Here is a 10,472-nt window from a genome sequence, read left to right as displayed (position 1 = left end):
AACCCACTTTAGTACAAATTTCAACTCTCTGACCCGACCACAAGCCGTCATATATTCTCTGCCCTTTTCCATTAGCCCGATTGAAAATTTTTCTTAATCATACCATAAATTTTCAAGTTGGAAAAGTCTTTTTTCCCGCAGTCAAAGCGGAAAAAGCCATTTCACCTGCATTATCTTACTCCATTCGGTTTCCCAGTTGTTGAACACATTGTAAATAAATCCAGTCAAATCCGTAAGAAATCACAGCGCGAAAAGGTTCTGTACCATGACCTTTCTTTTCTTCCTTTCGAGCAGCAGGAAAAAGGAGAACAGTCATTCCGTTCCGCCTGAAGCCTGAATATTCTGGAAAAGAAGCCCTGTTCAGACAGCTTTCCTGAAATATGATAAAAAGCGCTCCGTTTTCAAACGGGGCGCTTTTGCTGCCTTCTGAAGCATGCTCCCAGCAGGGGCAGTATGTAAAATCGGGAAAAGGAAACTGCACGTTCTTCTCACCGTCAATTATATTTACGATGTTTTGAGCATAAGCTCCTCCTCCACCGTCTTTTGCAGCTGTTTGATCAAGCGGTCCGTCCCGGTAAAGGAATGATAGATCCTCAACAGCTCGATCAGCTTCTTTTCGTCCTTTGCCAGCTCGCCGACACGCCCTACATTGGGAGACACCTTGCGCTTGACCCGCACGGCCCTGGACTGCTCCGGGTAAGGCGCCAGCTGGAAAAACACATCGGTAGAAATGCCATACAAAATGGCAAGGCGCTGCAGATCGTACAGGCTGAACGCCGTTTTCCCGATCTCCTTGTAGGAATAGCCGGAGCGGTTCATATTCAGGGCGTACGCCACCATTTCCTGGGAATATCCCGTGTCCAGCCGAAGCCGTTTGGCAATAGCTCCCACCGTTTTCTGATCTACGATTTTCATGCAGATTCCCCCATTTTTCGATTTGTGAGTATTTCACACTTTAATTTCATTTTACTCTGTTCCCGCATAGAAGTCAATACTTTGGAGAAAATTTTAGAGTATATAATTCTAAGAACGTCTGCTTCCAGTTTTATCTACTAAAATTATGGAAGATTCCTCTAAAGGCGGTGAGCTGGTGCGATATAAACCTTATGAAAAGATTCGGGAAATGCGGGAAGATAACCATTACAGTCAGCAGCAGATCGCCGACCTGATCCACATCGGTCAACGCACTTATTCGGATTACGAAAGTGGGAAGACCCGTATCCCTCTGGACAGTGTAATTACGCTGGCGCGCTTCTACAATGTAGATCTGAATTATCTGACCGGCGTCAGCCAGATAAAACGTCCTTTCCCAACGGAGTAAGCCCTGCCCCGAAATGTATGGGGGCAGGGAAAGCAATATGTTCCATGGAAGCAGGCTCCCTCGCTGAGATGGTAGTGAACGGTTTGTCCGCCCACTGCTTACCTTTCGGTCACCTCAGGCAAAGAATCTCCTTTTTCAGCCTTTCCCGCCAGAATTCTCCGGCGGGAAGGGCAGCCTTTTTTCCGGCAAAGCGCGGGGCAAAGCAAAGGGCGCTTAGATGCACCGCCCGCAGATCGGCTTCCCCATAGCCCTCCAAAAGCCAGCGGGTGGCGGCGTTTTCCGCCGTTTCGTCAGAATTTGTAAATGTGCCAAGGTCAAAATAGGGCTGGCTGCCGCGAATCTCGCCAAAGTCGATGAAGCCGGTAAATTCGCCGCCCTCATGAAAAATATGCTCCATGCAGAAGTCGCCGTGCACCAGAACCGCGCTGTCGGCGGCAAGGGTATCGCGCGCTTCTTCTGTCAGAGTACGGAGCCGCGTTATGTCCTCTTTTGGCAGGAAAGCCGCAAGCGCGCAAAGGTCGTTTTCCAGAAATTCGTTAAAATAGCTTGGATAGTCCGGGTGTTCCCCCCGAAGCTCTGTCTCGAATCTGCGGTCGACCCAGCCAAAGCCCGCAACCGGCACGGTATGGAGCTTTTTCAGCTGCCGCCCTGCCTGCCGCAGCACGGAGCGCAGGATTTCCGGGGGCGCCTGTGGGGAAAGTGCCTCTCCCCCCAGCTTTTCCGTAATCATCAGGGAGCGCCCCGTCACCGGCTCCCGCGCTTCATAATGGAGCACCTTTGGCGCAGGCACCGAAAGCTCCTCCAGCTTTTTCTGGGCGAGCACCTCCGCGCCGAAGGTGGCGTCCTCCGGCAAAAACCGCAGATAAACCACGCCTAAATCCGTCTCCGCCCGATACACGTAAGTGGAGACCCCCTGGGGCACGCGGCGGACAGAACGCACTTTTTTGAAGTATCCGGCGGCGATCCGCGCCACCGTTTCCTCCGCGGGCGCGCCCTTTTCTTTTTCAGCTTCTCTGAATATCGTCATAAAATCTCCTCGATTCTTCCGAATAAAATAAAAATCGACGCTCCTGCGTTTGACAGAAGTGTCGATTTACAAAATCAGCTTTGAAAAAACAGAGGGCTTACCTCTTTCCCATGGCGGACTTTGCAGCTTCCTGTCGCAAGACGTCTTTTTGCTTCATTTCGTCCGCCCCCTTCCTGTTTTCCCCGCCAGTATAGCAAAGATTCCCTTCGCTGTCAACCGCGCCCGACAGGCGTTTTCCGAAAGACGCAAAAAGGCTCTGTGAGAAAAAGTTCTCACAGAGCCTTTTGTCCATATTTTCAAAAAAACACCCAGCACAGCTGATCCGTTGAGGTGCTGCCGACCTGCGCAAGCTATACCGCAACAAAATTTTTGAAAACGAAAAGCGGCTTTTCAGCCGCTTTTTCCTGTACCTATTTCTCCAACAGGGGCTTCAAAAACTGTCCCGTGTAAGAGCCGGGGACCTTTGCCACCTGCTCCGGGGTGCCCTGGGCGATGATCTCCCCGCCACGGTTGCCGCCCTCCGGACCCAGGTCGATGATATGGTCCGCAGTCTTGATCAGATCCAGATTGTGTTCGATGACCACCACGGTGTTCCCGGCGTCCACCAGCCGCTGCAAAACCTCGATGAGCTTGTGTACGTCCGCGATATGCAGGCCGGTGGTGGGCTCGTCCAGAATATAGATGGTGCGCCCGGTGGGGCGTTTGGAAAGCTCCGTCGCCAGCTTCACCCGCTGGGCTTCGCCGCCGGACAGGGTGGTGGCAGGCTGCCCCACCTTTACATAGCCCAGCCCCACGTCCACCAGCGTTTGCAGCTTCCGCGCCAGCTTGGGAATATCCCGGAAGAAATCCAGGGCTTCCTCCGCGGTCATTTCCAGCACGTCGTAAATGTTCTTCCCCTTATATTTCACTTCCAGCGTTTCCCGGTTGTAGCGGTGCCCCTTGCAGACCTCGCAGGGAACGTATACGTCCGGCAAAAAGTGCATTTCGATACAGATAATGCCGTCGCCCTGGCACGCCTCGCACCGCCCGCCCTTGACGTTAAAGGAGAAGCGGGAGGCGGTAAAGCCCCGCATTTTGGCGTCCTGTGTGCTGGCGAACAGCTCCCGGATATCGGTGAACAGCCCGGTGTAGGTGGCAGGGTTGGAGCGGGGCGTCCTGCCGATGGGAGACTGGTCGATCTGGATCACCTTGTCCAGCTGCTCCATGCCCAGAATATCCTTGTGGGCTCCGGCGTGGGTGTGGGCGCGGTTCAGCTCCGCCGCCAGCCGCTTGTAAAGGATTTCATTGATGAGGGAGGATTTTCCCGAGCCGGAAACCCCTGTCACGCAGACGAATTCTCCCAGAGGAATCTTCACGTTGATCCCTTTCAGGTTGTTCTGGGCGGCGCCGCGGATTTCCAGAAAATTGCCGCTGCCCTTCCGCCGCTTTGCGGGGACCTCTACCTTTTTCCTGCCGCTGAGGTACTGCCCGGTGACGGATTCCTTGCACTTTTCGATCCCCTTGACAGGTCCGGCATAGACGATCTCCCCGCCGTGAACGCCTGCCCCGGGTCCCACATCTACCAGATAGTCCGCAGCCCGCATGGTGTCCTCGTCATGCTCCACCACGATGACCGTATTGCCCAAATCCCGCAGGCGCTTCAGGGTATCCAGCAGCTTCTGGTTGTCCCGCTGGTGCAGCCCGATGGAGGGCTCGTCCAGAATATACAGCACGCCCATCAGGGAGGAGCCGATCTGGGTGGCAAGGCGAATGCGCTGGCTCTCGCCGCCGGACAGGGAGCTGGAGGAGCGGGACAGGGTCAGGTATTCCAGGCCCACGCTGTTCAGGAAGCCCAGCCGGGCTTTCAGCTCCTTCATAATAGGAGCGGCGATGAGCTTTTCCCGGTCGGTCAGCTCCAGCGCCTCTACAAATTCCAGCGCCTCCGTCACGGATTTGTCGCAGAAATCCGCAATGTTGATGCCGCCCACCGTGACCGCCAGGCTTTCCGCGGAAAGCCGCTTGCCGTGGCACTCGTCGCAGGGCACGGCGCTCATATAGGTTTCGATCTCCTCCTTGATCCAGTTGGAGGAGGTGTCGTGGAACCGGCGCTCCAGATTGTTGATGACGCCCTCAAATTCCGCCATATACGTGCCGCTGCCGTACTCGCTGACCCGGCGGAGCTTGATTTTCTCCCCCTTGGTGCCGTACAGCAGAATGTCCACGATCTCGTCCGGCAGCTCGCCGATGGGGGTATCCAGAGAAAAGTGGTAATGCTCCGCAAGCCCCCGCATGTACATGGCGGCGATGGTGCTGCCCTCCATTGCCCAGCCGCTGGCTTTTAAGCCCCCCTTGTTGATGGACAGCCGCTTATCGGGAATGATGAGCTGGGGGTCGATGCGCATAAACACGCCCAGCCCCGTGCATTTTTTGCAGGCGCCGAAAGGGTTGTTGAACGAAAACATTCTGGGGGAAAGCTCGTCAATGCTGACCCCATGCTCCGGGCAGGCATAGTTCTGGGAGAAGGTGATGTCCTCGCCGTCCTGCACGCTGACCACCACCACGCCGCCGGTCAGCCCGGCAGCCACCTCGATGGAATCCGCCAGGCGGGAGCGAATATCGGGCTTCACCACCAGCCTGTCCACCACGATCTCAATGGTGTGCTTTTTATTCTTTTCCAGGGAAATCGTCTCGTTCAGATCATAGACCAGCCCGTCCACTCTGGCGCGGACAAAGCCGGAGCGCCGGGCGGCTTCAAATTCCTTCTGGTGCTCTCCCTTTCTGCCGCGGACGGTGGGGGCAAGCACCTGTATTTTGCTGCTTTCCGGCAGCGCCAGCACCTGATCCACGATCTGGTCCACGGTCTGCTGCTTGATCTCCCTGCCGCAGATGGGGCAGTGGGGAATGCCGATACGGGCGTACAGCAGGCGCAGGTAGTCGTAAATTTCCGTCACCGTGCCCACGGTGGAACGGGGGTTCTTGGAGGTAGTCTTCTGGTCGATGGAAATGGCGGGGGAAAGCCCGTCTATCATATCCACGTCCGGCTTTTCCATCTGCCCCAAAAACATTCTGGCATAGGAGGAAAGGCTTTCCACATACCGCCGCTGCCCCTCGGCATAAATGGTATCGAACGCCAAAGACGATTTGCCCGACCCGGAAAGCCCGGTGAGCACCACCAGCTTGTCCCGGGGGATCGTCACATCGACGTCTTTCAGATTGTGTTCCCTGGCGCCGTGCACCACGATTTTATCAAGGCTCATACTTTTTCTTATCCTTTCTTTGCTGACTCCTCATATAAGGAAACTCATGCTCTGCCTTCGACTGAAACTCCTTCAGGGAGACGATTTTTCCGGCTTCATTAAACTCCATCAGGGAAACGCCGTCAAAGCCGTCTATCTCCCCATTATACTCGCAGCGGAAGTACCATTCCACCGCCGTGCGGTCTCCCTCGTGCAGGAAGCTTTTAATTTGCCATTCCAGCACTTTTCCCTTTTGGTGCCAATCGGAAAACCACCGCTCTATTTGCCCCAGCCCCCGGTACTCGGGACCAAAGCACTCGCTGTAGACGATATGTTCCGCAAAGGTTTTTCCCAGCACTGCCGGGTCGTTTTCTACCCAGCCGCGGAAATAGGCAGCTATGATTTCTTCTCTTCTTTTCACACTGCTGTTTCCCCTTCCCGCTTCTTCCCCAGCTCTGTATAATTTCTGACAAACTCTGTCTTCTGCCGGGTGTATTCGTCTCGGTCGTGTTCATATTCCTTCCACAGACGCAGCTTTAAGGCTTCATACTCCTTCGCCGCCTCCGGGTGAGCGTTCATATAATCCCGGAAATACAGCTCGTCATGATCCCCGGCAAGCCGCAAATGCAGATGAAATACTTTCTCCGCAAAGCCGCTTTCCGTATAACCCTGATTGAAGGAAGCCCTTTCTCCGCTATCCGACATCAGAATATATCCTTTTTCTGCCAGCGCTGATTTTGCCGTGGAAAATGCAGCCCTGTCCGGCAATTCAATCAAGACGTCCACAATGGGCTTCGCCCAAATACCCCTTACCGCCGTGCTGCCGATGTGGCTGATCCTGCTCCCCGAAGGAAGCAGCGGCGCAAGCTCTGCTTGCTTCTCCAGAAACCATTGCTCCCAGCAGTCCTGGTGCTCTGTGAGGAAAATGGGGAACAGCTCCCACAGCTCTTCCAAACTCATCTCCGACAATTTCTTTCCCATAACGTCAATCCTCCCTTTTCCGTGCGGAAACGTCCACCCAAGCCGGGCGGAACCCGCAGGCAGCAGCGATATTCTGCGAATGGAGATTGGACAGGCTGGCATAGTAGAAGGGCAGCTTTCCCCGCCTCTCTATTTCCGCCGCCAGATTTCTCACCAGCGCAGTCCCCAGTCCCCTGCCCCGGTATTCCGGCAGCATGTCAATGCCGATCTGCCACAGCTCTTTCCCATCGGCGGAAGCCCCCGCCAACCCGGCAATTTTCTCCCCGTCCATAGCGGCAAGCGCCAGTACATCGGGGCGGGCGGGATTTTCCCTCTCCTGCAGCGCATTGGGATACGCCTTGTTGGGATAAAACCCGGCAATTTCCCGCTGCTCCAGCCATTTCAGGGAGAAGCCCTCCGGCAGAGGGGCAAAGGAAAAGCTGCCCGCAGGCAGATAGCCGTGGTGGGTCTGGGTCAATTCATATCCATAGGGCGCCAAAATTTCCGCCAGCTTCTGCATTCGGGGAAATTCAAAGAGCCAATGGGGCTCCTCCGCCCCGCCGCTCCATTCCTTCAGTGCCGGACAGAGCCTTTTCTCTGCCATAATAACGGCAGAGCTTCCCACCGTGACCATTTCAAAAAAGGGCATTTTCGTGCTGTACGCCCTGCGACCGGGGTGCCTTGCTGGAGCAGTGAAAAAGACGCCATTCTTCTGAAAAATCTCGGGGGTCGTGTTGAAGTCAACCGCCAGCTGGCAGTATCCGATTTCCAGAGCCTTTTGCCTGTTCATTTTTCCCTCCTGTCAGGACGCAGGGTTCCGTATTTCCGATAAAATTCCCGACCCTGCCGGAGCGTCATGCCGTGGTTCTCGTCGCTGGGTTCGTCTTCCCCGGAGACAAACACGTCGTTTTCCCAGAAACAAACCGGGCAGATGTAGGCGATCGCTTCCTCCTGCGGCACGGGAAGGGTCAAGCTTCCACAGCAGGGGCAGGGATATTTTCCCTCCGGCTCCGGCGGCACAGGGGAAAGCTTTTCCCGACCGTTTCCGGCTTCGGGGAAAAAACGGAACTTTTCTCTGTCCGGCTTATTTCTCATCTGTCCCTCCGCTTGGGCACCGGGGCGTGACCCGCGCTTTGCCCCTCCAATTCTTTAATTTTGTCTCTCAAATAAGCGGCGTGCTCGAATTCCAGCAGCTTTGCCGCCGCCTTCATCTCCTTGGTGTATTTCTCGATCAGCTCGCGGCGTTCCGCAGCCGTGTATTTCTTCTTTTTCTTTTTGCCATCTTCCTTGTGGGTGGAAATTTCCAGAATCTCCGCCACGTCCTTGGTGATAGTCTTCGGCACGATGCCGTGATCTTCATTATATTTTTCCTGAATGGCGCGGCGGCGCTCCGTTTCCGTAATGGCGTATTCCATGGAGGGCGTCACCTCGTCGGCGTACATGATGACCTGTCCCCCGGCGTTTCGGGCGGCCCTGCCAACGGTCTGGATCAGGCTGCGCCCGCTGCGGAGGAAGCCTTCCTTGTCCGCGTCCAGGATCGCCACCAGGGAAACCTCCGGCAGGTCAAGACCCTCCCGCAGAAGGTTGATGCCCACCAGCACGTCAAATTCCCCCAGCCGCAGGTCGCGAATGATCTCCATGCGCTCCACGGTGTCGATATCGTGGTGCATATACCGCACTTTGATCCCGTAGCCCTCCAGATAGGAGGTCAGGTCCTCCGCCATTTTTTTGGTCAGGGTGGTGACAAGCACCCGCTCCTTCTTTTCCACCCGGAGATTGATCTCGGAAATCAGGTCGTCTATCTGCCCGTCGGTGGGCTTTACGGTGATTTTCGGGTCCAGCAGCCCGGTGGGACGAATGACCTGCTCCACTACCTGGGCGGACTTTTCCAGCTCCAAATCTCCCGGCGTGGCGCTGACGAACACCGCCTGATGGATATGGGAATAGAACTCGTCAAAATTCAGGGGGCGGTTGTCATATGCCGAGGGCAGCCGGAAGCCGTAATCCACCAGCATTTCCTTTCTGGCGTGGTCCCCGGCGAACATGCCCCGCACCTGGGGCAGGGTGACGTGGGACTCGTCCACGAACAGCAGGAAATCGTCGGGGAAATAATCCAAAAGCGTAAAGGGGGCGCTGCCCGGCTCCCTGCCGGAAAGCACACGGGAATAGTTTTCGATCCCCTTGCAGAAGCCGATCTCCGAAAGCATCTCCATGTCGTACCGGGTGCGCTGTTCAATGCGCTGGGCTTCTATCAGCTTGCCCTGCTCCTTGAAAAACTCCACCCGTTCCAGCATTTCGTCGTTGATGTCCGCGATGGCTTTCTCCATTTTGTCCTTGGGCACGATATAGTGGGAAGCGGGATAGATGGCGATGTGCCGAAGCTCCGCCGTCACGTCCCCGGTCAGGGGGTTAAATTCCCGGAGGCGGTCGATCTCGTCCCCGAAAAATTCCACCCGCACCGCCCGTTCGCTGGACTCCGCCGGGAAAATCTCCACCACGTCCCCCCGCACCCGGAACTTATTGCGGATAAAGTTCACGTCGTTACGCTCATATTGCAGCTCTACCAGCTTGTGGAGCAGCTCGTCCCGGCTTTTTTCCATGCCCGGGCGCAGGGAGATCACCATGGTGCGGTAGTCGATAGGGTCGCCCAAAGAATAGATACAGGAGACCGACGCCACGATGATCACGTCCCGGCGCTCGGAAAGGGCGCTGGTGGCGCTGTGGCGCAGCTTGTCTATTTCGTCGTTGATGGCGGAATCCTTTTCGATATAGGTGTCCGTCTGGGCAATGTATGCCTCAGGCTGGTAATAATCATAATAGGATACAAAATATTCCACGGCGTTTTCCGGGAAAAATTCCCGGAACTCCGAGCACAGCTGCGCCGCCAGTGTCTTGTTGTGCGCCAGGACCAGAGTGGGGCGGTTCAACTGCGCGATGACGTTCGCCATGGTAAAGGTCTTGCCGGAGCCGGTGACGCCCAGCAGGGTCTGCTCCTTCATGCCGCCGTTCACGCCCTGCACCAGCTGCCCGATGGCCTCCGGCTGGTCGCCGGTGGGCTGGAATTTGGAAACCAGCTTAAAATCCACGCCGCCTCCCCCTTTCTATGCTTCCTCGTTCTGTCCCCGCAGCCGCGCTTCCAGCTTCCGCACGGTTTCGGTCTCTTCATACTGCGTCTGCCGCATGATATCCTCCTGCCGGGTCAGCACGCCGCTGCCCAGAAAGGAGTAATAGCTTTCGTCCGCGAAAATAATGTGGTCGCAAAGTGCGACGTTTATGCTGTCCAGCGCCACAAGCAGCCGGTCGGTGACCAGCAGGTCGTTCTGAGAGGGGAACGCCATGCCGCTGGGGTGATTGTGCGCCAGGAACACTTCCTCCACCTTGTACTCCATGCAGAGCTGCAGCACCTGCCGGAGATAAAGGGGCACCTCGCTGATGGAGCCCTCGCAGATGATGTCGTTATACACCATTCTGCCCCTGCCGTCCAGCAGCATCAGGCAGACCGCTTCCGTTTTGCGCCCTAAGAATTTCGGGCGGAACATCTCCACCGCCGAGGGGGTGTCGTAAATGCGGCGGAGGTTCCAGGAGCGTTCCTCCAGATAGGTTTGGGACAGCCGGATCACCAGCCGCAGAAAATGGGCAACCTTTTCCCCCACGCCGGGAACGTCCCGCAGCACTTCCTCCGGGGCGCAGAAGATGCCGTCAAAGCTGCCGAAGGCTTCCAGCAGCCGTGCGCAGACCGTTTCCGCTTCCGGCTCCGGCAGCAGGCACGCCAGCGCTTCCTGCAGCACCCGGCGGCGCTGCAGCTCCTCCGGGGATTCCGCGGGCTGGTTTTTCTGTTTCGGTTTCATTTTTCCGCCCCCTCTCATTTTCCCAGCTTATCATAGCAAACATTTGTTCAGTTGTCAAGCGGCAGCCGGGAAGAATTTGCAGAAAAACCGTGAACCCCGGA

At 56.1% G+C, this 10,472-nt stretch carries 10 protein-coding genes; 1 reads left to right on the top strand and 9 read right to left on the bottom strand.

Annotation, left to right across the window (positions count from 1 at the left end):
• Nucleotides 1–504: 504 nt before the first annotated feature.
• Nucleotides 505–915, bottom strand: a complete 411-nt coding sequence (locus AB8996_RS04405; protein WP_369297759.1) for a helix-turn-helix transcriptional regulator — start codon at nucleotides 913–915, stop codon at nucleotides 505–507.
• Nucleotides 916–1,090: 175 nt separating this feature from the next.
• Between AB8996_RS04405 and AB8996_RS04400 the strand changes: the two genes are divergently transcribed.
• Complete coding sequence (locus AB8996_RS04400) at nucleotides 1,091–1,321, top strand: helix-turn-helix domain-containing protein (RefSeq protein WP_369297758.1); 231 nt, start codon at nucleotides 1,091–1,093, stop codon at nucleotides 1,319–1,321.
• Between the two features lie 109 nt (nucleotides 1,322–1,430).
• Here AB8996_RS04400 and AB8996_RS04395 read toward each other — a convergent pair whose 3' ends face one another.
• The 8 genes from AB8996_RS04395 to AB8996_RS04360 all read right to left on the bottom strand — a co-directional run bounded on the left by AB8996_RS04395 (nucleotide 1,431) and on the right by AB8996_RS04360 (nucleotide 10,371).
• A complete protein-coding gene (locus AB8996_RS04395) occupies nucleotides 1,431–2,348 on the bottom strand; it encodes an aminoglycoside phosphotransferase family protein (RefSeq protein WP_369297757.1) in 918 nt (305 codons plus the stop codon).
• A 410-nt stretch (nucleotides 2,349–2,758) separates the two neighbouring features.
• Entirely contained in the window at nucleotides 2,759–5,584 is a 2,826-nt protein-coding gene (gene uvrA, locus AB8996_RS04390; protein ID WP_369297756.1) for an excinuclease ABC subunit UvrA, read from the bottom strand.
• Nucleotides 5,574–5,984 carry a nuclear transport factor 2 family protein gene (locus tag AB8996_RS04385; protein WP_369297755.1) on the bottom strand — a complete coding sequence of 137 codons (411 nt, stop codon included), beginning with the start codon at nucleotides 5,982–5,984 and terminating at the stop codon, nucleotides 5,574–5,576. The genes uvrA and AB8996_RS04385 overlap by 11 nt, the downstream gene beginning before the upstream one ends.
• Nucleotides 5,981–6,544 carry a GrpB family protein gene (locus tag AB8996_RS04380; RefSeq protein ID WP_369297754.1) on the bottom strand — a complete coding sequence of 188 codons (564 nt, stop codon included), beginning with the start codon at nucleotides 6,542–6,544 and terminating at the stop codon, nucleotides 5,981–5,983. Before AB8996_RS04380 ends, AB8996_RS04385 begins: the two co-directional genes overlap by 4 nt.
• 4 nt (nucleotides 6,545–6,548) lie before the next feature.
• Nucleotides 6,549–7,313, bottom strand: a complete 765-nt coding sequence (locus AB8996_RS04375) for a GNAT family N-acetyltransferase (protein ID WP_369297753.1) — start codon at nucleotides 7,311–7,313, stop codon at nucleotides 6,549–6,551.
• The gene (locus tag AB8996_RS04370; RefSeq protein ID WP_369297752.1) at nucleotides 7,310–7,618 is read right to left on the bottom strand and encodes a CPCC family cysteine-rich protein; all 309 of its coding nucleotides are present in this window, start codon (nucleotides 7,616–7,618) and stop codon (nucleotides 7,310–7,312) included. Before AB8996_RS04370 ends, AB8996_RS04375 begins: the two co-directional genes overlap by 4 nt.
• Nucleotides 7,615–9,609, bottom strand: a complete 1,995-nt coding sequence (uvrB, locus tag AB8996_RS04365) for an excinuclease ABC subunit UvrB (protein ID WP_369297751.1) — start codon at nucleotides 9,607–9,609, stop codon at nucleotides 7,615–7,617. Before uvrB ends, AB8996_RS04370 begins: the two co-directional genes overlap by 4 nt.
• 15 nt (nucleotides 9,610–9,624) lie before the next feature.
• Nucleotides 9,625–10,371 carry a RadC family protein gene (locus tag AB8996_RS04360; RefSeq protein ID WP_369297750.1) on the bottom strand — a complete coding sequence of 249 codons (747 nt, stop codon included), beginning with the start codon at nucleotides 10,369–10,371 and terminating at the stop codon, nucleotides 9,625–9,627.
• Nucleotides 10,372–10,472: the final 101 nt, after the last annotated feature.

Origin of the sequence: uncultured Neglectibacter sp., from assembly GCA_937958185.1 — a bacterium.
Lineage (GTDB): Bacteria > Bacillota > Clostridia > Oscillospirales > Acutalibacteraceae > Acutalibacter.
Note: the sequence above shows the minus strand (reverse complement) of the source record. Positions and strands in the feature narration are given on the sequence as shown.

Coding starts and splice junctions, on each gene's coding strand:
- AB8996_RS04405 (WP_369297759.1), bottom strand. CDS start 915: ATGAAAATCGTAGATCAGAAAACGGTGGGAGCTATTGCCAAACGGCTT.
- AB8996_RS04395 (WP_369297757.1), bottom strand. CDS start 2,348: ATGACGATATTCAGAGAAGCTGAAAAAGAAAAGGGCGCGCCCGCGGAG.
- uvrA (WP_369297756.1), bottom strand. CDS start 5,584: ATGAGCCTTGATAAAATCGTGGTGCACGGCGCCAGGGAACACAATCTG.
- AB8996_RS04380 (WP_369297754.1), bottom strand. CDS start 6,544: ATGGGAAAGAAATTGTCGGAGATGAGTTTGGAAGAGCTGTGGGAGCTG.
- AB8996_RS04375 (WP_369297753.1), bottom strand. CDS start 7,313: ATGAACAGGCAAAAGGCTCTGGAAATCGGATACTGCCAGCTGGCGGTT.
- AB8996_RS04370 (WP_369297752.1), bottom strand. CDS start 7,618: ATGAGAAATAAGCCGGACAGAGAAAAGTTCCGTTTTTTCCCCGAAGCC.
- AB8996_RS04360 (WP_369297750.1), bottom strand. CDS start 10,371: ATGAAACCGAAACAGAAAAACCAGCCCGCGGAATCCCCGGAGGAGCTG.